Origin of the sequence: Micromonospora sp. RTP1Z1 (assembly GCF_033804685.1) — a bacterium.
Classification (GTDB): Bacteria; Actinomycetota; Actinomycetes; order Mycobacteriales; family Micromonosporaceae; genus Micromonospora.
Window position 1 is genome coordinate 220,416 of sequence record NZ_JAPFQV010000001.1, and the last position, 26,982, is coordinate 247,397.

At 74.6% G+C, this 26,982-nt stretch carries 26 protein-coding genes; 16 read left to right on the forward strand and 10 right to left on the reverse strand.

Going from position 1 to position 26,982, the window contains the following annotated elements:
• Positions 1-119 precede the first annotated feature (119 nt).
• The 4 genes from SLP03_RS01010 (at position 120) to SLP03_RS01025 (ending at position 4,459) form a co-directional block, all read left to right on the forward strand.
• A complete protein-coding gene (locus SLP03_RS01010; protein WP_319458544.1) occupies positions 120-1,964 on the forward strand; it encodes a glycoside hydrolase family 15 protein in 1,845 nt (614 codons plus the stop codon).
• Positions 1,961-2,740 (forward strand): glucose 1-dehydrogenase, encoded by a 780-nt coding sequence (locus SLP03_RS01015; protein ID WP_319458545.1) that lies wholly within the window; start codon positions 1,961-1,963, stop codon positions 2,738-2,740. Before SLP03_RS01010 ends, SLP03_RS01015 begins: the two co-directional genes overlap by 4 nt.
• A 67-nt stretch (positions 2,741-2,807) precedes the next feature.
• The gene (locus tag SLP03_RS01020) at positions 2,808-3,308 is read left to right on the forward strand and encodes a YfcE family phosphodiesterase (protein WP_319458546.1); all 501 of its coding nucleotides are present in this window, start codon (positions 2,808-2,810) and stop codon (positions 3,306-3,308) included.
• 122 nt (positions 3,309-3,430) lie between these two features.
• Positions 3,431-4,459, forward strand: a complete 1,029-nt coding sequence (locus SLP03_RS01025; RefSeq protein WP_319458635.1) for an NAD(P)/FAD-dependent oxidoreductase — start codon at positions 3,431-3,433, stop codon at positions 4,457-4,459.
• On the opposite strand, the gene SLP03_RS01030 is transcribed toward SLP03_RS01025, so the two are convergent.
• The gene (locus SLP03_RS01030) at positions 4,405-5,700 is read right to left on the reverse strand and encodes a cation:proton antiporter (RefSeq protein WP_319458547.1); all 1,296 of its coding nucleotides are present in this window, start codon (positions 5,698-5,700) and stop codon (positions 4,405-4,407) included. The two genes, SLP03_RS01025 and SLP03_RS01030, sit on opposite strands and share 55 nt — an antisense overlap.
• 244 nt (positions 5,701-5,944) lie before the next feature.
• Complete coding sequence (locus SLP03_RS01035; protein WP_319458548.1) at positions 5,945-8,086, reverse strand: SpoIIE family protein phosphatase; 2,142 nt, start codon at positions 8,084-8,086, stop codon at positions 5,945-5,947.
• A gap of 199 nt (positions 8,087-8,285) precedes the next feature.
• Between SLP03_RS01035 and SLP03_RS01040 the strand changes: the two genes are divergently transcribed.
• Positions 8,286-9,161: a mechanosensitive ion channel family protein gene (locus SLP03_RS01040; RefSeq protein WP_319458549.1), complete on the forward strand. Its 876-nt coding sequence runs from the start codon at positions 8,286-8,288 to the stop codon at positions 9,159-9,161.
• A gap of 58 nt (positions 9,162-9,219) precedes the next feature.
• Here SLP03_RS01040 and SLP03_RS01045 read toward each other — a convergent pair whose 3' ends face one another.
• A complete protein-coding gene (locus tag SLP03_RS01045; RefSeq protein WP_319458550.1) occupies positions 9,220-9,582 on the reverse strand; it encodes a DUF6401 family natural product biosynthesis protein in 363 nt (120 codons plus the stop codon).
• Between the two features lie 165 nt (positions 9,583-9,747).
• Between SLP03_RS01045 and SLP03_RS01050 the strand changes: the two genes are divergently transcribed.
• Positions 9,748-10,197 carry a hypothetical protein gene (locus SLP03_RS01050; protein WP_319458551.1) on the forward strand — a complete coding sequence of 150 codons (450 nt, stop codon included), beginning with the start codon at positions 9,748-9,750 and terminating at the stop codon, positions 10,195-10,197.
• Here SLP03_RS01050 and SLP03_RS01055 read toward each other — a convergent pair.
• The 5 genes from SLP03_RS01055 to SLP03_RS01075 form a co-directional block, all read right to left on the reverse strand.
• Entirely contained in the window at positions 10,194-10,406 is a 213-nt protein-coding gene (locus SLP03_RS01055; RefSeq protein WP_319458552.1) for a hypothetical protein, read from the reverse strand. The genes SLP03_RS01050 and SLP03_RS01055 overlap by 4 nt on opposite strands.
• 262 nt (positions 10,407-10,668) lie before the next feature.
• Positions 10,669-10,932: a hypothetical protein gene (locus tag SLP03_RS01060; protein ID WP_319458636.1), complete on the reverse strand. Its 264-nt coding sequence runs from the start codon at positions 10,930-10,932 to the stop codon at positions 10,669-10,671.
• Between the two features lie 106 nt (positions 10,933-11,038).
• Positions 11,039-11,500, reverse strand: a complete 462-nt coding sequence (locus SLP03_RS01065; protein ID WP_319458553.1) for an SRPBCC family protein — start codon at positions 11,498-11,500, stop codon at positions 11,039-11,041.
• Positions 11,501-11,552: 52 nt separating this feature from the next.
• On the reverse strand, positions 11,553-11,969 hold the full coding sequence (locus tag SLP03_RS01070) for a DUF2795 domain-containing protein (RefSeq protein WP_319458554.1): 417 nt from the start codon (positions 11,967-11,969) through the stop codon (positions 11,553-11,555).
• Positions 11,970-12,034: 65 nt separating this feature from the next.
• Positions 12,035-13,012, reverse strand: coding sequence for a YihY/virulence factor BrkB family protein (locus SLP03_RS01075; RefSeq protein ID WP_319458555.1), 978 nt, complete (start codon positions 13,010-13,012; stop codon positions 12,035-12,037).
• A gap of 152 nt (positions 13,013-13,164) precedes the next feature.
• On the opposite strand from SLP03_RS01075, the gene SLP03_RS01080 reads away from it, so the two are divergent.
• Entirely contained in the window at positions 13,165-13,569 is a 405-nt protein-coding gene (locus SLP03_RS01080) for a ChaB family protein (RefSeq protein WP_319458556.1), read from the forward strand.
• A gap of 66 nt (positions 13,570-13,635) precedes the next feature.
• Here the strand turns inward: SLP03_RS01080 and SLP03_RS01085 are convergent, their stop codons facing one another.
• The gene (locus tag SLP03_RS01085) at positions 13,636-15,069 is read right to left on the reverse strand and encodes an aldehyde dehydrogenase family protein (protein WP_319458557.1); all 1,434 of its coding nucleotides are present in this window, start codon (positions 15,067-15,069) and stop codon (positions 13,636-13,638) included.
• Between the two features lie 72 nt (positions 15,070-15,141).
• Between SLP03_RS01085 and SLP03_RS01090 the strand changes: the two genes are divergently transcribed.
• A complete protein-coding gene (locus SLP03_RS01090; RefSeq protein WP_319458558.1) occupies positions 15,142-16,746 on the forward strand; it encodes an NAD(P)/FAD-dependent oxidoreductase in 1,605 nt (534 codons plus the stop codon).
• 85 nt (positions 16,747-16,831) lie between these two features.
• Here SLP03_RS01090 and SLP03_RS01095 read toward each other — a convergent pair whose 3' ends face one another.
• The gene (locus tag SLP03_RS01095; protein WP_319458559.1) at positions 16,832-17,599 is read right to left on the reverse strand and encodes a polyprenol monophosphomannose synthase; all 768 of its coding nucleotides are present in this window, start codon (positions 17,597-17,599) and stop codon (positions 16,832-16,834) included.
• A gap of 358 nt (positions 17,600-17,957) precedes the next feature.
• On the opposite strand from SLP03_RS01095, the gene SLP03_RS01100 reads away from it, so the two are divergent.
• Genes SLP03_RS01100 through SLP03_RS01135 form a run of 8 tightly spaced genes read left to right on the forward strand, consistent with a single transcriptional unit; the run spans position 17,958 to position 26,742 of the window.
• The gene (locus SLP03_RS01100) at positions 17,958-19,709 is read left to right on the forward strand and encodes an HAD-IIIA family hydrolase (protein ID WP_413644104.1); all 1,752 of its coding nucleotides are present in this window, start codon (positions 17,958-17,960) and stop codon (positions 19,707-19,709) included.
• Positions 19,706-20,680 carry a glycosyltransferase gene (locus tag SLP03_RS01105; protein ID WP_319458561.1) on the forward strand — a complete coding sequence of 325 codons (975 nt, stop codon included), beginning with the start codon at positions 19,706-19,708 and terminating at the stop codon, positions 20,678-20,680. Before SLP03_RS01100 ends, SLP03_RS01105 begins: the two co-directional genes overlap by 4 nt.
• On the forward strand, positions 20,665-21,882 hold the full coding sequence (locus SLP03_RS01110; protein WP_319458562.1) for a glycosyltransferase: 1,218 nt from the start codon (positions 20,665-20,667) through the stop codon (positions 21,880-21,882). Before SLP03_RS01105 ends, SLP03_RS01110 begins: the two co-directional genes overlap by 16 nt.
• Positions 21,882-22,592 carry an SIS domain-containing protein gene (locus SLP03_RS01115; RefSeq protein ID WP_319458563.1) on the forward strand — a complete coding sequence of 237 codons (711 nt, stop codon included), beginning with the start codon at positions 21,882-21,884 and terminating at the stop codon, positions 22,590-22,592. Before SLP03_RS01110 ends, SLP03_RS01115 begins: the two co-directional genes overlap by 1 nt.
• An 11-nt stretch (positions 22,593-22,603) precedes the next feature.
• Complete coding sequence (locus tag SLP03_RS01120) at positions 22,604-24,112, forward strand: PfkB family carbohydrate kinase (protein ID WP_413644107.1); 1,509 nt, start codon at positions 22,604-22,606, stop codon at positions 24,110-24,112.
• Positions 24,109-24,810 carry an SDR family oxidoreductase gene (locus SLP03_RS01125; protein ID WP_319458565.1) on the forward strand — a complete coding sequence of 234 codons (702 nt, stop codon included), beginning with the start codon at positions 24,109-24,111 and terminating at the stop codon, positions 24,808-24,810. Before SLP03_RS01120 ends, SLP03_RS01125 begins: the two co-directional genes overlap by 4 nt.
• Positions 24,807-25,775 carry a glycosyltransferase family 9 protein gene (locus SLP03_RS01130; RefSeq protein WP_319458566.1) on the forward strand — a complete coding sequence of 323 codons (969 nt, stop codon included), beginning with the start codon at positions 24,807-24,809 and terminating at the stop codon, positions 25,773-25,775. Before SLP03_RS01125 ends, SLP03_RS01130 begins: the two co-directional genes overlap by 4 nt.
• Positions 25,759-26,742, forward strand: coding sequence for a DNA topoisomerase IB (locus tag SLP03_RS01135; RefSeq protein WP_319458567.1), 984 nt, complete (start codon positions 25,759-25,761; stop codon positions 26,740-26,742). Before SLP03_RS01130 ends, SLP03_RS01135 begins: the two co-directional genes overlap by 17 nt.
• The last annotated feature ends 240 nt before the right edge of the window (positions 26,743-26,982 follow it).

Below are 26,982 nucleotides of genomic sequence, written 5' to 3' on the forward strand. Positions count from 1 at the left end.
TAACGCACCTCCGGCGTCGGATGCCCGCCGGGCGGTGGTGGGCCGGTGGGACACGCGCTCGGCGCAGCTCGGATGCCGGCCACGCCGAATGCCGCCGGTGCACCCGGGTAGACACGGGCGTGGACAGCGGACGGATAGGTGAGCACGGCTTCCTGGCGGACGGACACAGTGCGGCGCTGGTCGACCGGGCCGGTTCGGTGAACTGGTGGTGCCCGCCGCGCTTCGACGCTCCCTCCGTGTTCGGCCGGCTGCTGGACGACCAGGCGGGGCACTGGACAATTCGCCCGGAGGACGGTTTCACCAGCGAACGGTCCTATCTGGATGACACGCTGGTGCTGCGTACCGTCTTCACCACCCGGTCCGGTTCGGTTGCCGTGACCGACACCCTGGCGCTGGAGCCCGACGCGCGCGGCCACGAGATCGGTCTGCGCTCACCCCGCGTTCTCGCCCGGCTGGTCGAGGGACTCACCGGCGAGGTCCCCATGCGAATGGAGTACGAGCCTCGCTTCGAGTATGGACGGGTCCGCGCGTACCTCACCGGATCCGACGGAGGGGTCGACGCCACCGCTGGCGCCTGCCGGTTGAGCCTGCGCGCCAACGTTCCGTTGGACCTCGGCGGCGGCGAGGCCACCGCGCGGTTCACCGCGCGCTCCGGCACCAGCCACCACTTCACCCTGGGGTACGCCGAGACCTACGGTAGTGGTCCGCCGGCTATGCCCGACGCCGATCGGGTGGTGGCCGACGCGATCGCCGGGTGGCGGTCCTGGGTCGACCTGCATCGTGACCAGTACCGGGGCCTTTACCGGGACCAGGTGCGGCGCAGCGCGATGGTGGTGCAGGGCATGACCTACCAGCCCAGCGGGGCGATCGTGGCGGCGGCCACCACGTCGCTGCCCGAGGAACTGGGCGGTGACCGCAACTACGACTACCGCTTCGTCTGGGTCCGCGACTTCAGCCTCACACTCCGGGCGCTCTGGCGGGCCGCCTGCCCGGACGAGGCGAACCGGCAGTTCGGTTGGGTGTCCCGGGCGATGGGCCGGATCGACGACGAGCCGGTGCCGATCATGTACGGCGTCCAAGGCGAGCGGGACCTCACCGAACACACGCTGGACCACCTTTCCGGGTACGCCGGAAGCCGGCCGGTCTTCGTCGGCAACGACGCCTGGAAGCAGCGGCAGACCGACGTGCTCGGCGAGATCCTCGACGCCGCCTGGCTGATGCGGCACTACCTCGACCCCATGACGCCCGACGTGCACCACCTGCTGCACGCCCTGGCCGATCAGGCGGTGCTGGACTGGCGCCGGCCGGACGCCGGGATGTGGGAGGCCCGCGACGCCGAGCGGCACTACGTGTCGTCCAAGGTGCAGTGCTGGACCGCGCTGGACCGGGCGGTGCGGTTCGGGCTCCGGATCGGCGACGCCGGTGACGTGGCCCGCTGGGCGGCGGCCCGGGACGAGGTGCGGGAGGCGGTGCTGACCCGCGGCTGGAACGATGGGCTCGGGGCGTACACCGGGGCCTTCGACTCCGACGAACTGGACGCCTCGGTGCTGATCATGCCGCTGGTCGGCTTCCTGCCCGCCGACGACCCCCGGATGCGCTCAACGATGGACGTGGTGGAACGCGGGCTCTCCCGGGACGGCCTGCTGCGTCGCTGGAAAGACGATCCGGCCGGCTTCGTGATCTGTTCGTTCTGGCTGGTCGGCTGCCTGGCGCAGGCCGGCGAGGTGGACCGGGCGCATCGGCTCTTCGAGCGGCTCGCCGCCCGGGTCAACGACCTGGGGCTCTACGCAGAGCAGATCGACCAGGCCACCGGCGAGCACCTGGGGAACTTCCCGCAGGCCTTCTCGCACATCGGCCTGATCAACGCCGCGGGCCAGCTCACCGAGGCCCAGGAACGCTTGGGGACGTCCGCGCGACAAGCCGTACCGACCGGTGCGGGAACCACGGAGGGAGCACGCAGATGACCGGACGACTCGCCGGGAAGACCGCCCTGATCACTGGCTCGGACTCGGGGATCGGGCAGGCCACCGCCATCGAGTTCGGCCGCGAGGGCGCCGACGTGGTGGTGCACTACCTGCACGACCACGCCGGGGCGAACCACACCCGGGCCGAGATCGAGAAGGCCGGCCGCCGCGCCGTCGTGGTGCAGGGCGACATCAGCGTCGAACACCAGGTGGAGGCGATGTTCGACGAGGCCCTGGCCGAGTTCGACACGCTGGACGTGCTGATGAACGACGCCGGGGTGGACGCCTCCGGCATCCCGGTGGCCGACCTGGACACCGAGACCTGGGACCGGGCCATCCGGACCAACGTCTACGGCACGTTCTTCTGCTCCCGCCGATTCGTCCGGCACCGCCGCGACCAGGGCGGGCAGGGGAAGATCATCAACATCACCTCGATCCACCAGGAGGTGGCCCGGGCCGGCGGCGCCGACTACGACGCCAGCAAGGGCGCCATGCTGGAGTTCGCCAAGAGCCTCGCCCTCGAGGTGGCCCCGATGCGGATGAACGTCAACAACATCGGCCCCGGCATGGTGCTCACCCCGTTCAACCAGCGGGCCATCGACGACCCGCAGTACCTGGAGGAACAGGTGCAGAGCATCCCCTGGAAGCGGGCCGCGCAGCCGCAGGAGATCGCCAAGCTGGCCGTCTTCCTGGCCAGCGACGACGCCGAGTACGTGACCGGCTCGACGTACTTCATGGACGGCGGCCTGATGCAGAACCAGGGCCAGGGCGCCTGAGCCGCCCTCGGGTCAGGAGACCGCGGCCCGGCGCGACAGATCGGGCGGCGGCGGGGAGGATCGGGGGATGCAGCTGGTGATCCTCGCCGACACCCACGTACCGAAGCGGGCGGGCGACCTGCCGGCGCCGCTCTGGGCCGCGATCGACGCCGCCGACGTGGTGCTGCACGCGGGGGACTGGGTGGACGTGTCGCTGCTGGACGCGCTGGCGGCGCGGGCCCGCCGGCTGGTCGCCGTTTACGGCAACAACGACGGCCCGGAGCTGCGGGCCCGGCTGCCCGAGGTGGCCCGGGTGGAGCTCGACGGGCTGCAGGTGGCGGTCGTGCACGAGACCGGGCCGAAGACCCGCCGTGCGGAACGTTGCGCGGCCCGCTTCCCCGACCGCGACCTGCTGGTCTTCGGGCACTCGCACATCCCGTGGGACAGCGTCGCCCCGGGCGGGTTGCGGCTGCTCAACCCGGGGTCGCCCACCGACCGGCGGGCCCAGCCGTACGCGACCTACCTGACCGCCCGAGTGGCGGCGGGGCGGCTCGACGAGGTCGAACTGCACCGCCTGCCCCCGCGCTGACTCACTGCCCGCATCTCGATCACCTATCCTCGAACACCTGTGCCAATACCCCGGGTTCGCGTCCGTCATGCCGCCCGTCCGGGTGCGCATACGATCATCGGATGACAGTGGACCGGGCGGGTGTGGTGGTGGTCGGTGCGGGCATCGCCGGGGTGGCGTGCGCCGCCGAGCTGGTCCGCGCCGGCATCCCGGTCGAGGTCCGGGAGCGGGCCCGGGTGACCGGCGGTCGGATGGCCAGTAAACACTTCGACGGCCGCCCCGCCGACCTCGGCGCCGCCTACCTCACCGTCAGCCACCCCGACTTCGCCGAGGTGGTCGAGGGGTGGCGGGCGGCGGGGCTGGCCCGGCAGTGGACCGACACCCTGGTCGCGTACGGGCCGGAGGGCCGGCAGGAGCTGCCAGGCCCGACGCGTTGGGCCGCCCCGCGCGGGCTCCGCTCGCTGGTCGAGCACCTGGCCCGGGACCTGCCCGTGGTCCACGACCGGTTGGTGCTGACGGTCGAGCCGGGGCCCCGGGTCGACGGCCGGGCCTGCGAGGCGGTCGCGCTGGCCATGCCGGGTCCGCAGGCGGCCCTGCTGCTCGATCCCGCGCTCGGCGCGGCGACCCGGGTGGCGACCGGCCAGCGCTGGTCCCCGACCCTGGCCGGGGTGCTGCGCTTCCCCGGCCGCCGCTGGTCCGACTTCCGCGGTGCCTTCGTCAACGGGCATCCCGTGCTCAGCCTCATCTGCGACGACGGGGACCGGCGGGGGGACGGCGCGCCGGTGCTGGTCGCCCACACCACCCCCGAGTTCGCCTCGAGTCACCTGCTGCAGCCCACCACCGCGGGCCCCGCCATCGAGCAGGCGGTCCGGGACCTGTTCGGCCTCCCCGAACCGGCCGAGCTGGTGCACGTGCACCGCTGGACGTACGCGAAGCCCGCCTCGGGCGGGGACGGGACGTACCACCTCGACGACGACGGGATCGGCATCGCCGGCGACGCGTTCGGCAAGCCCCGGGTGCAGAGCGCCTGGCTCTCCGGGCGGGACCTCGGCCGGGCGCTGGTCGACCGGCTGCTCGCCCCGCGGGACTCACCGGCTCCGGCGCCCGGCCGCCCCGGTCAGCTCCGGGCGCCGCCCAGGGCGGGCTCCTCCGTACGCCCCCGCTCGGAATGATCCCGCGTGCGCTCGCCCTCCCGGTCGAGCAGCTGCATCACCGGGGTGGCGGCGACCCCGTGCACCACCACCGAGACGATCACCACCAGGCCGACCGTCGCCCAGATCAGCTCGGCCTGCGGGAAGTCCGTCTTGCTGGTGGCGTACGCCAGGTAGTAGAACGAGCCCACGCCCCGGATGCCGAAGAGCGAGATCACCCAGTGCTCGGCCGGCCGGCCGGGCGCCCCGCGCAGTGACAGCCAGCCCATCAGCGGCCGGATCACCAAGACCAGGGCCAGCCCGACCAGCGCCGCCGGCCAGGTCAGCGGGGCGAGCAGACCGCCGATCACCGCGCCGCCGAAGAGCAGCAGCAACAGCACGGTCAGCAGCCGCTCGATCTGCTCGGCGAAGTCGTGCAGCACCGAGTGGAACTCGTGGGTCCGCTCCGCGGCCCGGATCGCCCGGGCGGCCACGAAGACCGCCAGGAACCCGTACCCGCCGACCACCTCCACCAGCCCGTACGCCAGGAAAGTGGCGGCCAGCGCGAGGAATCCCTCGGCGTGCCGGGCCAGCCGCAGCGAACTCGGCGCCCGGAAGAAGAGCTTGCCGAGCAGCCAGCCGACGAGCAGGCCACCCCCCACGCCAACGGTGAGCTTGTAGAGCACGTCGACGCTGAACCAGTGCACCAGCCAGTCTGCCGGGGCGAGGCTGGTGGTGGCGATCGCGATGGCCGCGTACACGAACGGGAAGGCCAGGGCGTCGTTCAGCCCGGCCTCCGAGGTCAGCGCGAAGCGCACCTCGTCCTCGGAGTCCTCCACGTCGGTCGGCTCACCCACCTGCACGTCGGCGGCGAGCACCGGGTCGGTGGGGGCGAGCGCGGCGCCCAGCAGCAGCGCCGCCGCCGGCACCAGTCCGGCCCACCACCAGCCCAGCAGCGCCACCGCCGCGATGCACAGCGGCATCGCGATGGCCAGCAGCCGCCAGGTCGACGACCAGCGGGCCCAGCTCAACGGTCGGTCGATCTTGAGGCCGGCGCCCATCAGCGCCACGATCACCCCGATCTCGGTGAGATGGGTGGTGAGCTCGGGCCAGCGCAGCGGATCCGGCGTGGGCAGCCCGGTGGGCAGCAGGAAGACCAGCATGCCGAGGCCGAGGAAGGCGATCGGCATGGAGAGCGGCCGCCGTTCCAACACGCGCGGCAGGATCCCTGCCAGCAGCGCGCTGACACCCACCAGCGCGAACGCGACGTCCACCGGTTCCACCGCACCACCCTCCCGCCGCCCGCGGCGCGAGCAGGTGGTCACCAGTGCCCCGTACCTCCGTCCGCTATGCCTCGGTGTCCGGCTTGTCCCGGGTGGGACCCGTCACCCATCGCGCCTCGGCCGCGACCGAGCCCGGCGGTGGCGCTGCCGCTGTCGGCGAGGCCGTCCAGGAGCGAGGCCGCCCGGTGATCGGCCTGGCGCATGTCCGTCTGCCTACCCCGCCGAATCCGCGCCGACGCGTGACTCACCCGGAGGGAATGAGGATCTCGAACCACACGGTCGAGCCGCGCACCGTCGGGTCGGTGCCCCAGGCGTCGCTCAGCTCCTCGATGAGGCCCAGACCGCGTCCCCGGCTGCTCAGCATGTCGGTCTGCGCCCGGCTCACCGTGCCGCGGGTGCCCGAGTCGGCGACCGACACCAGCAGCCGTTCGGCGCTGAGGTCGATATCCACCCGGGCGGCGGTGCCGGCGTGCAGCAACGCGTTGGTGGTCAGCTCGCTGGTGCAGAGCACCGCCGCGCCCACCACGGCCTCCGGCACCCGCCACTCGGTGAGCTGGGCAGTCAGCCAGTGCCGCACCCGGCTCGGCGCGGTCGGCTCGGCCGGGACCTCCATGCCGGCCGACCGGCTCGGCTTGACCGCGTGCTCCACCGCCAGCACCGCGACGTCGTCCTCGGTGGCCCCCGGGACGGCGGCGGTGGCCACCGCGCAGAGCGCCCGAGGGTCGCCGCTGCTGGCGGCGGTCACCGCGGCGGCCAGCCCGTCCAGCCCGGCGGTCAGATCCTGCCAGCGCCGCTCGACCACCCCGTCGCTGAACAACAGCAGGGTGTCCCCGGGCCGGAACGGCACCGTGGTCGTACGGGGCTGGCAGCCGAGACCCAGCGGTGGGCCGGGTGGTACGTCGACGTACTCGGCGACCGGTTCGTCCGTCGTCGCGCCACGCCGGATCAGCGGCGCCGGGTGGCCGGCGCTGGCCAGCGTGATCCGCTCCAGATCCGCCTCGATGACCCCGAAGACCACGGTCACGAAGAGTTCCTGCGTCCCGGCCTCGGCGCCCAGGCTGGACACCAGCCGGTCCAGCCCGCTGAGCACCGCGTCGGGACGGGAATCGGTCAGGGCCAGCGCCCGCAGGGCGGCCCGCACCTGCCCCATCCGCGCGGCCGCCTGCACGTCGTGGCCGGCCACGTCACCGAGGACCACGCCCAGCGCGCCGGTGGGCAGCACGAAGGCGTCGTAGAAGTCGCCGCCGGCGGCATTGCCGTCGACCCCCGGGTCGTACCGGGCGGCGATGCGCAGCCGGGGCAGGTCGGGCAGCTGCTCCGGGAGCATGCTGCGCTGCAGGAGCTGGGCGGTGCCGTGCTGGGTCTCGAACCGGCGGGCCCGCTCGGCCGCCTGACCCACCAGCTCGGCCGAGGCGGCGAGCAGCGCCCGCTCCGCTGCGGACCACGTGTGCGGGATCTGGTAGCCGACCACCAGCGCGCCCCGGATCACCGAGGAACGCAGCGGCAGGGCGGCCAACGCCCGGATCTTCTGGTCGTGCCGGTCCACGGCGATCTCCCGCAGCGGCTGGCCGTCGCCGACGTAGCAGGGCACCCCGCTGCGGGCGGTCACCACGACCGGGCCGGGCGAATCTGCCGGGGCGCGCCGCCACAGCGGCGGAAGCCGCTCATCGGCCTCGTCGAGCAGCTCGCCGCGGATCCGCCGGACCATCCGCCAGTTGCCGCCTTCGTCGACGACGAAGGCGACCCGGTCGGCGTCGAACGAGTTGATGGCGTACCGGAGGGTGACGCGGGCGACGTCGTCGAGGGTGAGGGTGCCGGACAGGGCGGCGGCGAAGTCGCTCAGGCTCTGCAACTGCTGGGTGACCTGGGTGGTCTGCGCCGCGACGGTGAGCACCCCGATGATCCGGCCGTGGCTGTCGCGTACCGGGGAGTGGCCCCGGGTGAACACCGCCGGCTCGCCGCCGCCGACCAGGTGCCGGTCCGCCGGCAGCACCGCCTCCCGCTCGAGGAAGGACTCGCCCCGTCGGTACGCGCGTTCCAGCACCTCCCCGGCGCCCGGCTCGTGCCAGGTGTCCGCGAAGACCTCCGCGGCCGGCCGCCCGAGCGCCTCCGGGTGCCGGGCGCCGATCAGCTCGGCGTACCCGTCGTTGTAGAGCAGTACCAGGTCATCGCCGTAGAACAGGGCCATCGGCACGGGTGATTCGAGAACCAGATCGACCACCGCACGTACCGCCGGGTCCCACCCCTCGGGCGCGCCGAGCGACGTGCCGGACCAGGGATGGGCGAGCACGGCGGCCGCCCCGCCGGAGCTGCCGGCGCCCGAGCCCGCAGGTGCTCCCGGGGCGGGGGCTGATGGGGTGGGAACTCGCCCGACCGTGCCTGGCATGACCGCAGCCTATCCGGAGCGTGACGCGGACGTTCCGGTCGCGTGTGGTGGAAAGCCCGAAGGGCCGGCCCGGCCGGTCGTTCTGGCAGGTCAGGGCCGGTTCCGGGAGTGATGTCGGGAAATCCCCGCCGGTGGCGCGGCGTGCGCACCGGGCGACCGGGTATGCGGGCGTCGCAGTTCACGCGACAGGAGGGACATCATGACGAAAACCCTCGCGGCCGGGCAGGCCGACATCGGCGACGCCCTGGCCGACATGTGGAGGTCGGTCCTGCTCTTCATCCCGAGGGCGGTCGCGTTCATCGTGATCCTCGTGGTGGGTTGGCTCATCGCCCGAGCCGTTCTGAAGATCGTGGACGCGGCACTGGAACGGGTGGGCTTCGACCGTGCCGTCGAACGCGGCGGCGTCAAACGTGCGCTCGAGAGAACCAAGTACGACGCCAGTGACATCCTGGCCAAACTGGCCTACTACGCCGTCCTGCTGTTCACCCTGCAGTTCGCCTTCGGGGTGTGGGGACCGAACGCGATCAGCGACCTGATCCGGGGCGTCGTGGCCTGGCTGCCACGGGCCTTCGTGGCGATCGTCATCGTGGTGATCGCCGCGGCCATCGCCAACGCGGTCCGGGACCTGGTCACCGGCGCGCTGGGCGGGCTCTCGTACGGCAAGATCCTCGGCGACCTGACGGCGATCTTCATCCTGGCGCTCGGTGTGATCGCCGCGCTGAACCAGGTGGGCATCGCCACCACGGTGACCACGCCGGTGCTCATCGCGGTGCTCGCCACGGTGGCCGGCATCCTGATCGTCGGTGTCGGCGGTGGTCTGGTGAAGCCGATGCAGGAGCGCTGGGGCCGCTGGCTGGACCGGGCTGCGGAGGAGTCCCGCGCGATCCGGGAGCAGCGCCAGGCGCAGGGTGCCGGGCGCAGCGACTACGAGCGGCAGATGGCCGACCGGAGCGGCGCGGAGCGTACCCAGGTGATGTCTCGTGGCCAGGAGTCGATGTCCGGCACCCGGGGCGGGCAGGGCACGTCCGGGAACATGGGCGACGAGACCCAGCAGTTCCGCCGTCCGGGCGGCTGAGCCGGCCGGTGGCAGGGGGAGGGTGTCCGCGGGGCGATCGCGGGCGCCCTCCGTCGCGTCAGGCCAGGTGCCGCGGGTCCACCGAGCGGGCCAGGGCGCAGACCGCCAGCAGGCGGGTGTGCAGCCAGTTTGGCGCCGACCAGTCGGTCGGGTCGGTGGAGGGCTGCCAGCCGTGCTCGACGGCGGCGGCGCGGACGCCCTCGGCGTACCCGGCGAGCGCGGCGACCGTGAGCGGCCGGCGGTCGCCGTCCAGGCTGTCGCGGACGGCGGCGGCGTGCTGGTCGACCATGGCGAGCAGCCCGGGGCGGGCGGCGGCCGCGGCCAGCCCGGCGGTGCCGACGGAGGCGGTGAGCACGGTGAGGGTGGACCGCGCGGAGCCCGCGGCGGAGCGGGTCGCGACCCGGTTGTACGGCACACGCATGGGGACCGAGGCTAGTCACGCCCGGAGCGGGTCGACCTCGGCCGACCGGCTGAGTGCCGGTCGGCCGGGCCGGTGTCCGCTCTCCTCCGGAGGGATTGACCCGGCCAGGACCGGGCAGAAGGAAAACCGCGCGAACCGGCGCAGGCGACCTCGCGGAGGAACGGAATGGGACAGCACGCGGACGGACCCGACGAGCGGCACCGGCGCCCGGCCGGCGTGAGCGACGACACGGTCGAGGCGCTGGGCACGCTCAGCGAGGCCCTGGAGACCGTGGAACGGGCCCGCGGCCACCTGTACTCGCTGCACCAGCTCATCGGCCATGCCGACCTGATGCTCGACGACGCGGTGGAGCTGTTCCGGGCCGCCGGGCACGACGACATCGCCGACCGGATCGGCCAGGACCTGCTCGGCCGTAACGTGATCGCCGGGCGCTGGACCTTCCAGATCGTCGAGGACTTCGACGACGGGTACTACGCCCTCTTTCGGGAGCTGGACCGCCGGGCCCGCGACGAGCTGGTCGACGGCCGACGCCACCTGTACGAGGCGGAGATGAAGGAGCGCCGCCGCACTCCGGGGCGGCCGGGGCACGAGGCGCGCCCCCGCGCGGAGGGTTAGTCCGAGGAGGGTGCGCCGGCCGGACGGCGTCGGGCGGCGTCGTCCGCGATGATCACTGTGGCCACCATCAGCGCGACGCAGAGGCTGAACAGCCAGGAGTCGTCGGAGACGAGTTTCGCGGCGACGGGCGCCTGGACGGCGGCGAGCAGGAAGCCCAGCCAAGCCAGGCGACGCTGACGTGGGGTGAGGATGTCGGAGCCCTGTTGCATCCCGAAAGTCTTACGCGGCACCCCGGCGTTGCCGAAACCGTTCGGTCGATTCTGGATGACCTGTCCGGTTTCTCGACCGTCCGGGCCTCATTTTTTGTCGTTTCGGAGCAGTCATCTGCCGGCATCAGCCGCCTCTGTGTGTGCGGCAGGATGACAGACCGTGCCGACACCCCCGGCCCGCCACGGCGGTTGCCTCCGGGGGTTCCGCCCGGGGCTCCGGGCGCGGCCCGATCCGCCGCACGCCGCCGGAGCCCCGTGCACCTCACATGCTGTCGGGGCCGGTCCGTCCGGTCGTCGAGGGCCGGTACGCCCGGTCCGCGTCGGTCATCTCCCGACGCTCCGCCTCCGGGCCGGCGCCCCGGTCCACCGCCTCGGGACCGTGCCCGAACGCGGCCTCCTCACCGGCGTCGTTGCCGGTGGCGTCGTCGGCCTGCCCGTCGAGGGAGGATCGGGCGATGGCCCGGTCCAGTTCGCGCAGCGGGGTCCGGTCCTCGTCGCGCCACACGTGGCTGTCGTTGTCGGTCATTCCCCAGCCGTACCCGGGCGCGGTGAGCGCAAACGGCCGGGCGGACACGCCGATGGCCGCCGGATCACCGGCGGCCATCGGAGTTGTCTGATCGGGGGTCAGGGCATCACGGCGTCGGCCGGTCGACCTTGCCGCGCCAGGCGCCGGTCTCCTGACCGCGCCGCTCGATGAACTGCTTGAACCGGCTCAGGTCACCCTTGGCCCGCCGGTCGACCACGCCCAGCTTGTCGCCGGCCTGCTCGACCACGCCGTGCGGCTCGAAGTCCATCTGCAGGGTGACCCGGGTGGTGCCCTCGTCGAGCCGGTGGAACGTCACCACGCCGGCCTGCTGGGTCCCGCCGGTGGACTTCCAGGCGACCCGCTCGTCCGGCAACTGCTCGGTGATCTCGGCGTCGAACTCCCGCTTCACCCCGGCGATCTCCACCGTCCAGTGGGTCATCGTGTCGGAGAGCTGCCGCACCTCCTGGACACCCTCCATGAAGTGGGGGAACTCCTCGAACTGGGTCCACTGGTCGTAGGCGGTCCGGATCGGGACCGAGACGTCCACGTGCTCGGTAACGCCGCTCATGAAGAATCCTCCTCTGCCCACCGGTGACGCTCCGGATCGTGGGCCGATCCGGTCACCAGCGCGTCGTCTCGTTCGTGTGCCCGAGTGCGGCCCACACCTCGGAAATCGTCTGGTAACGCGTGCCCTCGGGGAGGCGCTCCAGCGCGGCGATGATCTCGGCCGGCGCCTGGTTCTGCTGGGCGTTGGCGATCAGCGCCGCCCGGTCGCCGGGCAGCGCCGTCATGGTGATGAACCGGCCGAGGCGGCTGCGCCCCTCCACGTCGTCCATGCTCATCCCCTGCGGGTTGCCGCCGCGGCTCGGGCCGGCCGTCATCGTCTTCGGCTCCGGCTGGTCCTCGCCCGCCGGCTCCGGCTGGCGGGACTCCTCGACGCGCGAGCCACCGGCCCCCGGCCCCTGGACGAGCCCGGCGACCTCCTGGCTCATGTTGTCGTCGACCCTCGGCGAGTGCTTGCTGTTGCCACGTTCCATGCCGACAGGCATGCCCGAGGGGGCCGCCGGTAAACCGGGGCCGGCCCACGGAGCCGGTCATTCGGTCACGAATCGGCGGGCGCCCGGGGTGGCAGGACCGGCTCGCCCGGGTCCCCGCCGCCAGCCTGCAGCACCCGGCCACGCTGCAACTCCGCGTTGACCTGTACGCCGAGCAGCAGGGCGCAGTTGGACAGGTAGAGCCAGACCAGGAAGGCGATGACGGCGCCGAGGCTGCCGTATGTCACGTCGTACGAGCCGAAGTTGGCGACGTAGAGGCCGAAACCGAACGAGGCGAGCACCCAGGCGAGCAGGGCGAGCGCCCCGCCCGGGGTGAGCCAGCGGAACCGGGGCTGCTGGACGTTCGGCGCGATCCAGAACATCAGGGAGAGCAGGGTCATCACCACCAGGGCCAGCACCGGCCACTTCGAGGCGCTCCACACCGTCCGGGCCAGCCCGCCGGCGTGCAGCCGGTCGCCCACCGCGTCGGTGACCGGTCCGCTGACGATCAGCCCCGTGGCCACCACCGCCAGCAGGATCAGCGACAGCGCGGCGAGCCCGACCTGCAACGGCCGCAGCCGGTAGAAGGGGCGGCCCTCCTCGACGCCGTAGATCGCGTTGGAGGCCCGGGTGAACGCCCCGATGAACCCGGAGGCGGACCAGAGGGCGCCGAGCAGACCGAAACTGAGCAGCATCTGCGCCGAACTCTGCTGGTCGACCACGGCGCGCACCACGTTGATGAAGCCGTCGTTGCCGACCACTGAGCCGGCGCCCACGTCGCGGGCGAGGCCGAGGACGGTGTCCACGGTGCGCTCGCCGTCGGAGACCAGCCCGACCAGGGCGACCACGACGATGGTGGAGGGGAACAGCGCCAGCACGCCGTAGTAGGTGAGCGCCGCCGCCCAGTCCGCGCAGTTGTCCTTGACGAAGTTCCGCCCGCTGCGGACCAGCACCCCGCGCCAGGTGGCCCAGCTCAGCTGGCGCATCCGGCGGGGGATCCGGGCCTGCTGCCGGCCGCCGAGCGCCGGTTCAGTCGTCGCTGCCATGGCCGCTCCCTGTGTTCCGCCGCCCGGGCGCACCCCCGCACGTGGTGGCCCGGGCGGTACCCCGCCGGGAAAGCCGACAAACCGGGTGCCGGTTTGCCGCCGGGGGGTGCGGGAATTCCACTGGGTAGCCCATCGACGCGGAGGAGGACGAGATGCCCGGGCGCGAGGTACTGCCCAGCACGCTGCGGCGCTCCCCGGAGAAGGCCCAGCGCACGTGGGAGAAGACGCACGACTCGGCGGTGGAGACGTACGGCGAGGGGGAGCGGTCGCACCGCACCGCGTTCGCCGCGGTGAAGCACGAGTTCGAGAAGGTCGGCGACCACTGGGAGCCGAAGGGACGCAAGGGCCCCAGCGACCAGCAGGCCGCCGGGGGCGGCCCCGCGCGGCGGGCGCCCACGGCCGCCGGTGTGGACGCGAATGCGCCCAAGGAGCACCTGATGGACGTGGCCAAGAAGCTGGACGTGCCGGGCCGGTCCCGGATGACCAAGCCGGAGCTGGTCAAGGCGATCCAGAAGGCGAACGACAAGCAGACCCGTGAGGCGCGCGGCGGGCGCTGACCACCACCATCCCGTACGACCGGAGCCCGGGACCAGCGGTCCCGGGCTCCCGTCGTCGTCCCGTCGTCACCAGTGGCCGCCGCCCGGCGCCTCGATGTGCACGGCCTTCACCGTGCTGAACTCGTCCAGCAGCTCCGGGCCGTACCCGAAGCCCTGTCCGCTGCCCCGGCGCGGCTGCGCGGCGCCGCCCGGCGCGCCGCCGAAGACCGCGTTCACCTTGACCGTGCCGACCGGCAGCTCCCGCCAGGCCCGCTGGGCGTGGCTCATCGACCCGGTGAGCACCGTGGCCGCCAGCCCGTACGGCGAGTCGGCGGCGCAGCGCAGCCCCTCCGAGAACGAGTCGACCACGATCACCGGGGCGACCGGCCCGAACGTCTCCTCGCGCACCAGCGCCATCTCGTGCCGGCAGTCGGTCACCACCGTCGCCGGGTAGAACGCTCCCGGCCCGTCCGGCACCGACCCGCCGGTACGCACCCGCGCCCCCTCCGCGACCGCCGCGGTGACCTGCCCGTGCACGTGGTCCCGGTGCCGCCGGTCCACCAGGGGGCCGAGCTGCGTCCCGGGGTCGCGGCCCGGGCCCATGGTCAGCGCCTCGGCGCGTTGCGCCAGCGCGTCGACGAAGTCCTCCGCCACGTCCCGGTGCACGTAGATCCGTTCCACCGCCACGCAGATCTGCCCGGCGTTGGCGAAACAGCCAAGCGCCGCCTGCCCGGCCGCCCAGACCGGGTCGACGTCGTTGTCCACCACGAGCGCGTCGCTGCCGCCGTTCTCCAGCAGCACCTTGGCGCCGGTGCGGGCCCCGGCGGCGGCGATCTCCCGGCCGGTGGCGGTGGAGCCGACGTGGGCCACCACGTCCACCTCCTGGCCGGCCAGCGCCGCGCCCGCCTCGGGGCCACCGGTCAGCAGCGACAGCACTCCGGCGGGCAGCGCGGAGTCCAGCGCCTTCGCCAGCAGCCAACCGGTCGCCGGGCTGCGCTCGCTCGGCTTGTACAGCACCACATTGCCGGTGACCAGGGCCGCGCCGAGCAGCCCGCAGGAGACCGCCACCGGGTCGTTCCACGGGGTGATCGCGGCGACCACGCCGTGCGGCTCGGGAGCCATGAAGTCGATGGACGACTGCCCGCCGTGCAGCGTCCGGCCACCGCGCAGCGGCGCCAGCTCCGCGTACTGTCGCAGCGTGCCGACCCCCGCCGCCACCCCGCCGCGCGCGTCGTCCAGCGGCTTGCCCATCTCGGCCGTCGTCGCCTGCGCCAGCTCCTCCGCGGCGGCCTCCACGGCGTCCGCGGCCCGGTGCAGCGCCGCCGCCCGTTCCGCCGAGGCGGTCGCTGCCCACTCCGCCGCCGTCTCCCGCGCGGCCTCGACCGCCTTGGCCACCTCGTCCGCCGTCGCCACCGGCACCGTGGTCACCGGGGAGCCGTCGGCCGGATCGTGGACGACCAGCTCGCCCCCCGCACCTCCCGCGCCCCACACTCCACCTATGAGCTGCGCAACCGTGTACATGCGGCGGTGGATGCCCCCGCCCCGGCGCGGCAAACGCGTTTCGCCCGGTAACCGGCCGGGTAGGCGGATCCGATGACCACGACCGCCACGGCGAGCGCGGACGCCGTCGTCATCGGCGCCGGCCACAACGGCCTGGTGGCCGCGAACCTGCTGGCCGACGCGGGTTGGGACGTCCTGGTGCTGGAAGCGACCCAGGCCCCCGGCGGCGCGGTCCGCTCCGCCGAGGTGACCGCCCCCGGCTACCTCAGCGACCTCTACAGCTCGTTCTATCCGCTCGGGTACGCCTCGCCGGTGCTGCGCGGGCTGAACCTCGACCGGTACGGGCTGACCTGGACGCACGCCCCCGATGTGCTGGCCCACCTGCTGCCCGACGGACGGGCCGCGGTGGTCAACCGGGACCTCGACGCCACCGCCGCCTCGCTGGAGGCGTTCGCCCCGGGCGACGGGGACCGCTGGCGGCACGCGTACGCCGACTGGAGCGAGGTGGCCGAGCCGATGCTCGCCGCCATCACCACGCCGTTCCCGCCGGTGCGCGGCGGGCTCGCCCTGCTGCGTCGGCTGCGCGTCTCGGGCGCGCTGCGGCTGGCCCGCCGGCTGGTGGTGCCGGTCCGCAAGCTCGGTGACGAACTCTTCGACGGCGACGGCGGGCGGGCCCTGCTGGCCGGCTGCGCCCTGCACACCGACCTGTCACCCGAGGAGGCCGGCTCCGGGGTGTACGGGTGGCTGCTGGCGATGCTCGGCCAGCAGGTGGGCTGGCCGGTGCCGGTCGGCGGGGCCCAGAAGATCACCGACGCGCTGGTGGCCCGGCTGATCGCGCGGGGCGGCCGGATCGACTACGGCGCCCGCGTCGACCGGGTGCTCACCGCCCAGGGTCGGGCCATGGGTGTCCGCACCGTCGGCGGCGCCGCCTGGCGGGCGCGCCGGGCGGTGCTCGCCGACGTCCCCGCGCCGGCGCTCTTCCTGGACCTGGTCGGCGCGGCGGCGCTGCCGCCCCGCCTGGTGGAGGACCTGGCCCACTTCAAGTGGGACGGCTCCACCCTCAAGGTGGACTGGGCGCTCTCCGCGCCGGTGCCGTGGAAGAACCGCGAGGTGGCCACCGCGGGCACGGTGCACCTCGGCGCCGACCTCGACGGCCTGACCACCTACTCCGCCGCGCTGGCCCGGGGCGAGGTGCCGCGCGACCCGTTCCTGCTGGTCGGGCAGATGTCGGTGGCCGACCCGAGCCACTCCCCGCCGGGAACGGAGTCGCTCTGGTCGTACACCCACCTGCCGTTCCGTCGACAGTGGCGGGCCGAGGAGATCGTGGAACACGTCGAGCGGATGGAGCAGGTGCTGGAGGAGGCCGCGCCCGGCGTCCGGTCGCTGATCGTGGGGCGGCACGTGGCCGGCCCGGCCGAGCTGGAGCAGGGTGACCCGAGCCTGGTCGGCGGCGCGCTCGGCGGGGGCACCGCGGCCGCGTACCAGCAGCTCTTCCTGCGCCCGATTCCCGGCCTGGCGCGTGCGGACACCCCGGTGGACCGGCTCTTCCTGGCCAGTTCGTCGGCCCACCCCGGCGGCGGCGTGCACGGCGCGCCGGGCGCGAACGCGGCCCGGGCGGCGCTGGCCCGGGACCGCGCGCTCACCGGAGAGCTGTACGCGGGGATGATCGGCGCCGCGCACCGGGCGGTCTACCGCTGAAGAGCAGAGCGCGGGGAGCTGATGACCGCTCCCCGCCCCGCCGTGACCCGTACGTCACGGCCACGGCGGCGGGTGGGGCGCCTGCTCAGCCCCGGATGTTGCGGTGCCGGGTGCGCAGCTTGAACGGCATCAGCGCACTCTCGATCTTGGTGGCGGTGGTCATCTTCGAGTCACCCTCGCGGCGCTCCTCGAAGCGGATCGGCACCTCCAGGATGGTGTGCCCCAGCTTCGTCGCGAGGTAGTGCATCTCGACCTGGAAGCTGTAGCCGTTGGACTGGACCCGGTGCAGCCCGATGTCCCGCAGGGCGTCGGCACGCCAGACCTTGAAGCCGGCGGTGAGGTCACGGATCCGCACCCGCAGCAGCGTGTGCACGTACAGGTTGGCCCAGCCGCTCAGCGCCCGACGGTAGAGCGGCCAGTTCTCGTCCAGCTGCCCGCCGGGCACGTAGCGGGAGCCGATCACCACGCCGGCCTGGGTGGAGAGCAGCGCGCCGAGCATGCCCGGCAGCGCCTCCGGCGGGTGGGACAGGTCGGCGTCCATCTGCGCCACGTACTCGGCGCCACCGTCGAGCGCCCGTCCGATCCCGTCCACGTACGCCCGGCCGAGCCCCTCCTTGTCGGCGCGGTGCACGACCTCCACCCGCTCGGGGTGCTCGATGGCCAGCTTGTCCGCCACCTCGCCGGTCCCGTCCGGGGAGTTGTCGTCCGCGACCAGCACCTTCAGCCCCGACAGCGGCAGGGCGAGGAGCCGCTCGACCAGCACCGGGAGGTTCCCCGCCTCGTTGTAGGTGGGAACGACGACGGTCAGGCGTGCGTCCCGCCAGGGAACGGGCAGCTGCATGGGTTCGATCATCACGGACATCCTCGGTCGGCCGACAGTGTTCACCTGAGAGGGTAGCCAGTTGCCTCCGGCCGGTCCGCACAGACGCCCGCCGGAGGGCCTGCGGAGCGTCGTCGCGCCGGCTGGTCAGCGCAATAGGCGGGCCAGCCGGTGGCCGCCGTCACTCCGGAGACCTGCTGCGGGGGCGCATCGATCACTTTTTCCACAATCGCCACCTCAACCACATACCCCCGCCTGGTCCGCCGCTAACGGAGCCGTCGGGTTAGCTTCTCGGCAGCGGCGGGTAACGCGGCACCGAGCGGGGAGTGGTGCGACGGCCGGGCTCGCCCCCGGGCGCCGGGCGGCGGTCGGGGCGGCTCCGCCGAAGATGATGTTTACTCCTCGGGGCGCCGGGAACCCGCCGGCCGTGCGACGGGACCACGAGCGGGATCAGTGCAGGTCAGCCCGGGTTGCCCCCGGTCCTGGCCGGTCCCCGTCGGGACTCTTCGACGCGGTGCTGCTGGACCGGGACGGCACGCTCATCGAGGACGTGCCCTACAACGGCGACCCGGAGAAGGTCCGCCCGGTACCGGGCGCCCGGGAGGCCCTGGACCGGCTGCGCGCCGCCGGGTTGCGGCTCGCGGTGGTGACCAACCAGTCCGGACTGGCCCGGGGCCTGTTCACCCACGACGAACTGCGCCGGGTGAACGCACGGGTGGAGGAGCTGCTCGGGCCCTTCGACGCATGGCAGATCTGCCCGCACGGCGAGCGGGACGACTGCGCCTGCCGCAAGCCCGCGCCGGGGCTGGTGCACGCCGCCGCCCGCGCACTCGGCACCAGCTCGACCCGGTGCGTCCTGGTCGGCGACATCAGCGCCGACATGAACGCCGCCGCGGCGGCCGGCGCCGCGGGGATCATGGTCCCCACCCCGGCCACCCGGGCGGCCGAGGTGGCCGCGGCGCCCACGGTCGCTGACGACCTGCCCGCGGCGGTGACGCAGATCCTGGACCGGATCGGCCTGGTGACCGCCCCGGGACCGTCCCCACGGCGGGGCACGGTGCTGGTGGTGCGCAGCGACGCCGCCGGCGACGTGCTGGTCACCGGCCCCGGCATCCGGGCCGTGGCCGCCAGCGCCGAACGCGTGGTGCTGCTCTGCGGCCCCCGCGGCCGGATCGCCGCCGACCTGCTGCCCGGCATCGACGAGATCATCGAATGGCCGCTGCCCTGGATCGACGGCAACCCCGCCCCGGTCGACCCGGGCGGCATGCGCGCGCTCACCGACCGCCTCACGGCCGTGCACGCCGACGAGGCGGTCGTCTTCACCTCCTTCCACCAGTCCCCGCTGCCCCTGGCCCTGCTGCTGCGGATGGCCGGCGTACCGCGGATCAGCGCGATCAGCGACGACTACCCCGGCTCCCTGCTCGACGTACGCCACCGGGTGCCCGTCGGCGTACCCGAACCGGAGCGCGCCCTCTCCCTCGCCGCCGCCGCCGGCTTCGCCCTCGCCCCGGACGACGAGCCGGGGCTGCGGCTGCGCGCCGAGCGGCTGCCGCCCGCCCCGGCCGGCCCCGGCGAGGCCGGCTACGTGGTGCTGCACCCCGGGTCGTCGGTCGAGACCCGGGCCTGCCCGCCCGAGCTGGCCACCCGGATCGTCCGGGTGCTCGACGCCGCCGGGTACCGGGTGGTGGTGACCGGCGGCCCGGGCGAGCGGGAGCTGACCGCTCGGGTCGCCGCCGCCGGCGGGCTCGACCTCGGCGGCCGCACCGGACTCGGCGAGCTGGCCGCGATCATCGCGCGGGCCGGTGCGCTCGTCGTCGGCAACACCGGCCCGGCGCACCTCGCCGCGGCGCTGGGAGTGCCGGTGGTCAGCCTCTTCGCCCCGACCGTCCCGTTCGGACAGTGGGGCCCGTACCGGGTGCCCACGGTCCGGCTCGGCGACGCGGGGGCGGCCTGCCGGGACAGCCGCGCCACCCGCTGCCCGGTGCCCGGGCACCCGTGCCTCTCGGCCGTCGAGCCCGGACGGGTCCTGGCGGCGCTGCGGCTGCTCGGCGTGCCCGCCGACGTGCCGGCCGGGCCGGCGGCCCGGTTCGCGGGTCCGCCGCGCGGACCGGCGGTGACCGCCACCGGTGGGGTGGCCCGATGAACATCCTGCTGTGGCACGTGCACGGCTCCTGGACCACGTCCTTCGTGCACGGGAAGCACCGGTGCCTGGTGCCGGTCACCCCCGACCGCGGCCCGTACGGGCTGGGCCGGGCCCGGACCTACCCCTGGCCCGACAGCGCCGTCGAGGTGACCCCGCAGGAGCTGGCCCGGGCCGACGTGGACGTGGTGCTGCTCCAGCGCCCCGAGGAGTTCGACCTCGCCTGCGAGTGGCTGGGCCGCCGGGTGGGCCGGGACGTCCCGGCGATCTACGTCGAGCACAACACCCCCAAGGGCGACGTGCCGAACAGCCGGCACCCGATGGCCGACCGGGACGACCTGCTGCTCACCCACGTGACCCACTTCAACGAGCTGTTCTGGGACAACGGCGGCACCCGTACCGCGGTCATCGAACACGGGGTGGTCGCGCCGGCCGTCGAATGGACCGGCGAACTGGACCGGCTCGCGGTGGTGATCAACGAGCCGGTCCGCCGCTGGCGGGTCACCGGCACCGACCTGCTGCCCGGGTTCGCCGAGATCGCCCCGCTGGACGTCTACGGCCTGGGGGTGGCCGGGCTGGCCGACCGCCTCGGGCTGCCGGCGGACCGGGTCACCAGCCACGACGACGTCCCGCAGCACGCCATGCACACCGAGCTGGCCCGGCGGCGGGCGTACCTGCACCTGTGCCGGTGGACCTCGCTGGGGCTGAGCCTGGTCGAGGCCATGACGATCGGGATGCCGGTCGTCGCGCTCGCCACCACCGAGGCCGTGGAGGCGGTGCCGCCGTCCGCCGGCGCCCTCTCCACCCGGGTGGACGTCCTGCTGGAGGCGGCCCGACGGTTCGTCGAGGACCCGTCGGCGGCCCGCCGGGCCGGCGCCGAGGCCCGGGTGGCCGCACGGAACCGCTACGGCCTGGACCGTTTCCTCGCCGACTGGGACCGGCTGCTGGAGGAGGAAGTATGCGGATCGCGATGATCTCGGAGCACGCCAGCCCGCTCGCCGTCCTCGGCGGCGAGGACGCGGGCGGCCAGAACGCGCATGTCGCGGAGCTCTCCGCCGCCCTGGTGGCCGCCGGTCACGACGTCCGCGTCTACACCCGCCGCGACGCCGTGGACCTGCCCGTGGCGGTGCGGGCCCCGGACGGCTTCGACGTGGTGCACGTGCCCGCCGGCCCGGCCGAGCCGGTCGCCAAGGACGAACTGCTGCCGTACATGGCCGAGTTCGGCGGCTGGCTGGCGGAGCGGTGGCGCACCGGCGACTGGCAGCCCGAGGTGATCCACGCGCACTTCTGGATGAGCGGCGTGGCCGCGCTGGCCGCCGGTCGGCGGACCGGGGTGCCGGTGGTGCAGACGTACCACGCGCTCGGCACGGTGAAGCGGCGCCACCAGGGGGCGCAGGACACCAGCCCGCCGGGCCGGGTCCGCTTCGAACGGGAGCTGGGCCGGTCCGTCGACCGGGTGGTCGCCCAGTGCCAGGACGAGGTCGGTGAGCTGGTCCGGATGGGGGTGCCCCGGTCCCGGATGACCGTCGTCCCGTCCGGGGTGAACCTCGGCAGCTTCGCCCCGCTCGGCCCGGCCGCCGAGCGGGACGGCGACCGGCCGCGGATCCTCACCGTCGGCCGGCTGGTGGAACGCAAGGGGTTCCAGGACGTGATCCGGGCGACGGCCCTGGTTCCCGGGGCGGAATGCGTGGTGGTGGGCGGGCCGCCGGCGGGGCTGCTGGAGACCGACGCGTACGCCCGGCGGCTGCGAACGCTCGCACAGTCCTGCGGAGTGGCCGACCGGGTGCGGCTGGTCGGTGCGGTGCCCCGCGAGGAGATGGGCCGCTGGTACCGCTCCGCCGACGTGCTGGTCGCCGCGCCCTGGTACGAGCCGTTCGGGCTCACCCCGCTGGAGGCGATGGCGTGCGGCGTACCGGTGATCGGTACCGCGGTCGGTGGGCTGATCGACACCGTCGTCGACGGGCGGACCGGTGACCTCGTCCCGGCCCGGGACCCGCAGGCGCTGGGCGCGGCGATCCAGCGGCTGCTCGGCGACCGGATCCGGCGCTTCGCGTACGCCACGGCGGCCCTGGAACGGGCCCGCCGCTGCTACTCCTGGTCGACCACGGCGGACCGGCTGACGGAGGTGTACGGCGAGGTGGCCACCGTGCGTCGGCCGACCCGGGTGGTCGCCTGATGACGGCGCCCGGCCGGACCGGGGACGACGCCGGGACCGTGCTGGACACCCACCTGGCCCACCTCGCCGCGGCGCTGCTGCCCTTTCGCCGCGCGGAGCACCTGCTCGCCCGCTGGGGCGGGGAGTTGGCGCACCGGCTGGCCACCGGCGGGCGGCTCCTCGTCGCCGGCAACGGCGGCAGCGCCGCCGAGGCCCAGCACCTCACCGCCGAACTCGTCGGCAAACTCCGCGACGACCGCGAACCGCTCTCCGCCATCGCCCTGCACGCGGAAACCAGCGCCCTCACCGCCATCGGCAACGACTACGGCTACGACGAGGTCTACGCCCGCCAGGTCCGCGCCCACGGCCGACCGGACGACATCCTCCTGCTCATGTCCACCAGCGGCACCAGCGTCAACCTCCTCACCGCCGCCCACGCCGCACGCGACACCGGACTGCGCTGCTGGGCCTTCACCGGCCCCACCCCCAACCCGCTCGCGGACCTCTGCCACGACACCCTCGCCGTCGCGTCGCCGGACAGCCAGGTGGTCCAGGAACTCCACCTGGTCGCCACCCACGTGCTCTGCGAGTACGTCGAGCGGGCGCTGCCGGTGGCGCTCGCCGGCCGCGCGGCGCAGCCGGTGCCGACCGGACACACGCCCTCCGGGCCGGTGCGGACCGGCGTGGAGGTGGTGCTCGGTGACGAGGCCCCGGAGGTCGAGGCCCGATGAGGAGGTCGAGCGTGACGGGACCCGTGGTGGTGATCGGTGACACCCTGCTGGACCGGGACGTCGAGGGGGTGGTGAACCGGCTCTGTCCGGACTCCCCGGTGCCCGTGCTCGACGAGACCACGTACGTCGACCGGCCCGGCGGCGCGGGCCTCGCCGCGGTCTTCGCCGCCGTCCACGGCGCGGAGGTGGCGCTGGTCACCGCCATCGCCGACGACGCGGGCGGGGCCCGGCTCAGCTCGCTGCTGGCCGCCGCGGGCGTGCAGTTGTACGCGCTCCCGCTGGCCGGCGCGACCCCGGAGAAGATCCGGTTGCGGGTTCGGGGCCGGGTGCTGCTGCGGCACGACCGGGGCGGGACATCCGGCGAGCCCGGCGAACCGGGCGAGGCGGTGCTGCGGCTGATCGCCCGGGCGTCCGCCGTGCTGGTCAGCGACTACGGCCGGGGGGTCGCCGGGCAGCCGGCGCTGCGGGCCGCGCTGGCCGCCACCCGGGCGCCGGTGGTCTGGGACCCACACCCGCGCGGGCCGGCGGCGGTGCCGGGCGTGCAACTGGCCACCCCGAACGAGTTCGAGGCGCGGGAGCTGGCGAAGGCGTCGCCGGGCGCCTCCCGGCTGGTGACCGTGTCCCGGGGCGCGCAGGCGCTGCGCCAGCGGTGGCGGGCCGGCGCGGTGGCGGTGACCCTGGGCGGCGAAGGTGCGCTGCTCTGCCACGCCGGCACCACCCCGCTGGTGGTGCCCGCACCGGCGAGCGCCGAGGGGGACACCTGCGGGGCAGGGGACCGGTTCGCGGCCGCGGCGACCCTCGCCCTGGCCCGGGGCGCCCTGGTCTCCGAGGCGGCGCAGGCGGCGGTCGCCGAGGCGTCCGCGTACGTGGCGGGTGGGGGTGTGGCCACCGCGCTGCCGGGACCGGTCCGGACCCGGCCCGACCGGCCCGCCGTGGAGACCGGACCGGTCTTCACCGGCGGCGGGGAGCGGATCGGACCGGCCGCGGCCGGCGCGGTCATCGCCGAGGTGCGCGCGGCCGGCGGCACGGTGGTCGCCACCGGGGGCTGCTTCGACCTGCTCCACGCCGGGCACGTGGCCACCCTCGAGACGGCCCGCCAGCTCGGCGACTGCCTGGTGGTCTGCCTCAACTCCGACGCCAGCGTCGCCGGCCTGAAGGGGCCCGACCGGCCGGTGGTGCCGCAGGGCGACCGCAGCCGGCTCCTCGCCGCGTTGAGCTGCGTGGACGCCGTACTCATCTTCGACGAGTCGACCCCGCACGCGGCCCTGTCCTGGCTCCGCCCGGACATCTGGGTCAAGGGCGGTGACTACGCCACCGGGGGCGGCGACGAGACGCTGCCGGAGGCGGGGATCCTGCGGCGTTGGGGTGGCCAGACCGTGGTGGTGCCGTACCTGGACGGCCGGTCCACCACCGACATGATCGCCGCGGCCCGAGCCGGCCGCCCGGGGACGCCCGCCGGGCCGGCCGTGGCCCGGCCCGGCGCGACGGGCGTCCGGTCGACGGCGGAGGGAGCACGATGAGCGGCAGTTCCCCGGGGGCGGGTCCCACCGTCCTGGTCACCGGCGGCGCCAGCGGCCTCGGCGCCGCCGTGGTCACCGCAGTCGCCCGCGCCGGCGGCCGGCCCCTCGTGCTGGACCGGCACCCACCCGGGGACGGGGTGCCGTGGGTCGAGTGCGACCTGGCCGACACCCGGGCCGCCGAGGCGGCGACCCGCGAGCTGGCCGAACGCTCCGGCGGCCTGGACGCCGTCGTCACCGCGGCCGGCATGGACGTCCCGGGCAAGCTGGCCGACGTGCCCGGCGAGACCTGGGAACGGATCGTCGCGGTGGACCTGCTCGCCACCGCGGCCGTGATCCGCGCCGCGCTGCCGTACCTGGAGGCGTCCCGGGGCAGCATCGTCACCGTCGCCTCCACCCTCGGGGTGAAGGCGGTCAGCGACGCGACCGCGTACTGCGCCGCCAAGTTCGGGGTGGTCGGCTTCACCCGGGCCCTCGCGGCGGAACTCGCCGGGTCGGTCGGGGTCACCCTGCTGATTCCCGGCGGCATGCGGACGGCGTTCTTCGACGAGCGGGACGTGCAGTACCGGCCCGGCCCGGACGCCGCGCTGAACGAGCCGGCCGACACCGCCGCCGCGATCATGTTCGCGCTCTCCCAGCCGCCCGGGTGCGCGGTACGGGAGATGGTGGTCTGCGCCGCGCAGGAGTCGTCGTACCCGTGATCCTGGTGCTCCGGGCGCTCGGGGTCGGCGACCTGGCGGCCGCCGTCCCGGCGCTGCGCGGGCTGCGCGCCGGATTCCCCGACCGGGAGCTGGTGCTGGCCGCCCCCGCCTGGCTGACGCCGCTGGCCGACCTCGTCGGCGGGATCGACCGGGTGCTGCCCACCGACGGGCTGGCCCCACCGGCCTGGCCGGGACCACCGCCCGAGGCGGCGGTCAACCTGCACGGTCGGGGGCCGCAGTCGCACCGGCTGCTCGCCGCCGCCCGGCCGGGCCGGCTGCTCGCCTTCGCCAGCGCCAGGGCCGGGCACGCCGACGGTCCGCAGTGGGACGACGAGGAGCACGAGGTCCGTCGCTGGTGCCGGCTCCTGCACTGGTACGACCTGCCGGCGGACCCGGCCGACCTGGCGCTGCTGCCGCCGCCCGCGGCCGCGGTCCCGGCCGGTGTCACCGTGCTGCACCCGGGCGGCAAGATCCACGCCAAGCGCTGGCCGGCGGAGCGGTTCGCCGCGCTCGCCCGGGCGCTGACCGACCGGGGCCACCGGGTGGTGCTGACCGGTTCCGCCGACGAGCGGGACGCCGCCGCCCGGGTCGCCGGCGCCGCCGGGCTGGCCCCGGACGCGGTGCTCGCCGGCCGGACCGGCCTGGCCGAGCTGGCCGCCCTGGTGGCCGCCGCCCGACTGGTGGTCAGCGGGGACACCGGGATCGCCCACCTGGCCACCGGGTACGGCACCGCCTCGGTGGTGCTCTTCGGGCCGGTCTCGCCGACCCGCTGGGGTCCGCCGCCGGACCGCCCCCGGCACCGGGTGCTCGACGGTGCGGACCGGGCGCGGATCGACCGCGACTGGATCGGGGTGGAGGGGGTACGACCGCGTCCGGGGTTGGCGGCCATCTCGGTCGACGAGGTGCTCGCCGCCGTGGCTGACGCGGAACGGGCGGTGCGGGTCTCCGGTGCGGTTGCGGCGTAGTGATCCGGGCCGGCCGGGGTACGGGCGCCGGCGGCGCGGCAAGGGCTGGCTCTTCCTCGACCCGAAGGGCGAGCCGGTACGCGACGCCGACGACCTGGCCCGGCTCCACGAGCTGGTGATCCCCCCGGCCTGGCAGGACGTCTGGATCTCGCCGTACCAGAACGGGCACATCCAGGCCACCGGCGTGGACGCGGCCGGCCGCAAGCAGTACCTCTACCACCCGATGTGGCGCCAGAAGCGGGACGAGGCCAAGTTCGACCACGTGCTGGAGGTGGCCCAACGGCTGCCGGTGCTACGTGAGCGGGTCGACCACGACCTGGCGTTGCGCGGCCTGCGGCGCGAGCGGGTCCTCGCCACCGTCGCCCGGCTGCTGGACATGGGCATGTTCCGGGTCGGCAGCGACCAGTACGCGACTGGTGACGACCCGACGTTCGGCGTCTCCACCCTGCGCCCCGAGCACGCCCGGTCCCGGCAGGGTTGCGTGGTCTTCGAGTTCCCGGCCAAGGGCGGCATCGACCAGGTACGCCGGATCGAGGACCCGGAGCTGTGCCGGGTGCTGACGAACCTGCGCCGGCGGCGGCGGGCCGAGGAACGGCTCTTCGGCTACTGGGACGGCCGGAGCTGGCGGGACGTGCGCAGCGACGAGGTCAACGACTACCTGCGCGACGCCAGCGGCGGCGAGATGACCGCGAAGGACTTCCGTACCTGGCACGCGACCGTGCTGGCGGCGACGGAGCTGGCCACGGTCGGCCGGCAGCGCTCGGCCACCGCCCGGAAGAAGGCCGTCGCGGCGGTGATGCGGGCCGTCGCCGAGCTGCTGGGCAACACCCCGACCGTGGCTCGGACGTCCTACGTGGACCCTCGCGTGGTGGACCTCTACCACGACGGGGTGGTGGCGACGGTCCAGCCCGAGATGCCGCGCGCCGACGTGGAGATGGTGGTGCTGGCGCTGTTGGAAGAGGCCTGACCGCCCCGTCGTCGGTCCTGGGGGGAAGAGCGACGGGGGCCGGAGCCGGCGTGGCCGGCGGCCCGGCCGGTGCGAGCGGGACCCCTCGGCACCGGGCGGCCGCCCGCGACCGACTGTCGCGGGCGCCTCGCCACGGCCCCCCGATACCAGTGGGCCGTGCCGGTCTCCCGGCTGGCGGCCCGCGATCAGTGTGTCGGCTCGGGGTTGACCACGGACGCCGGAGCGTTGACGACCCGTGCC

Bases quoted from the DNA above. Each gene is read 5' to 3' on its own strand.
- SLP03_RS01015 (WP_319458545.1), top strand. From the start codon at position 1,961: ATGACCGGACGACTCGCCGGGAAGACCGCCCTGATCACTGGCTCGGAC.
- SLP03_RS01020 (WP_319458546.1), top strand. From the start codon at position 2,808: ATGCAGCTGGTGATCCTCGCCGACACCCACGTACCGAAGCGGGCGGGC.
- SLP03_RS01035 (WP_319458548.1), bottom strand. From the start codon at position 8,086: ATGCCAGGCACGGTCGGGCGAGTTCCCACCCCATCAGCCCCCGCCCCG.
- SLP03_RS01040 (WP_319458549.1), top strand. From the start codon at position 8,286: ATGACGAAAACCCTCGCGGCCGGGCAGGCCGACATCGGCGACGCCCTG.
- SLP03_RS01045 (WP_319458550.1), bottom strand. From the start codon at position 9,582: ATGCGTGTGCCGTACAACCGGGTCGCGACCCGCTCCGCCGCGGGCTCC.
- SLP03_RS01050 (WP_319458551.1), top strand. From the start codon at position 9,748: ATGGGACAGCACGCGGACGGACCCGACGAGCGGCACCGGCGCCCGGCC.
- SLP03_RS01055 (WP_319458552.1), bottom strand. From the start codon at position 10,406: ATGCAACAGGGCTCCGACATCCTCACCCCACGTCAGCGTCGCCTGGCT.
- SLP03_RS01060 (WP_319458636.1), bottom strand. From the start codon at position 10,932: ATGACCGACAACGACAGCCACGTGTGGCGCGACGAGGACCGGACCCCG.
- SLP03_RS01065 (WP_319458553.1), bottom strand. From the start codon at position 11,500: ATGAGCGGCGTTACCGAGCACGTGGACGTCTCGGTCCCGATCCGGACC.
- SLP03_RS01070 (WP_319458554.1), bottom strand. From the start codon at position 11,969: ATGGAACGTGGCAACAGCAAGCACTCGCCGAGGGTCGACGACAACATG.
- SLP03_RS01075 (WP_319458555.1), bottom strand. From the start codon at position 13,012: ATGGCAGCGACGACTGAACCGGCGCTCGGCGGCCGGCAGCAGGCCCGG.
- SLP03_RS01080 (WP_319458556.1), top strand. From the start codon at position 13,165: ATGCCCGGGCGCGAGGTACTGCCCAGCACGCTGCGGCGCTCCCCGGAG.
- SLP03_RS01085 (WP_319458557.1), bottom strand. From the start codon at position 15,069: ATGTACACGGTTGCGCAGCTCATAGGTGGAGTGTGGGGCGCGGGAGGT.
- SLP03_RS01090 (WP_319458558.1), top strand. From the start codon at position 15,142: ATGACCACGACCGCCACGGCGAGCGCGGACGCCGTCGTCATCGGCGCC.
- SLP03_RS01095 (WP_319458559.1), bottom strand. From the start codon at position 17,599: ATGATCGAACCCATGCAGCTGCCCGTTCCCTGGCGGGACGCACGCCTG.
- SLP03_RS01100 (WP_413644104.1), top strand. From the start codon at position 17,958: ATGTTTACTCCTCGGGGCGCCGGGAACCCGCCGGCCGTGCGACGGGAC.
- SLP03_RS01105 (WP_319458561.1), top strand. From the start codon at position 19,706: ATGAACATCCTGCTGTGGCACGTGCACGGCTCCTGGACCACGTCCTTC.
- SLP03_RS01110 (WP_319458562.1), top strand. From the start codon at position 20,665: ATGCGGATCGCGATGATCTCGGAGCACGCCAGCCCGCTCGCCGTCCTC.
- SLP03_RS01115 (WP_319458563.1), top strand. From the start codon at position 21,882: ATGACGGCGCCCGGCCGGACCGGGGACGACGCCGGGACCGTGCTGGAC.
- SLP03_RS01125 (WP_319458565.1), top strand. From the start codon at position 24,109: ATGAGCGGCAGTTCCCCGGGGGCGGGTCCCACCGTCCTGGTCACCGGC.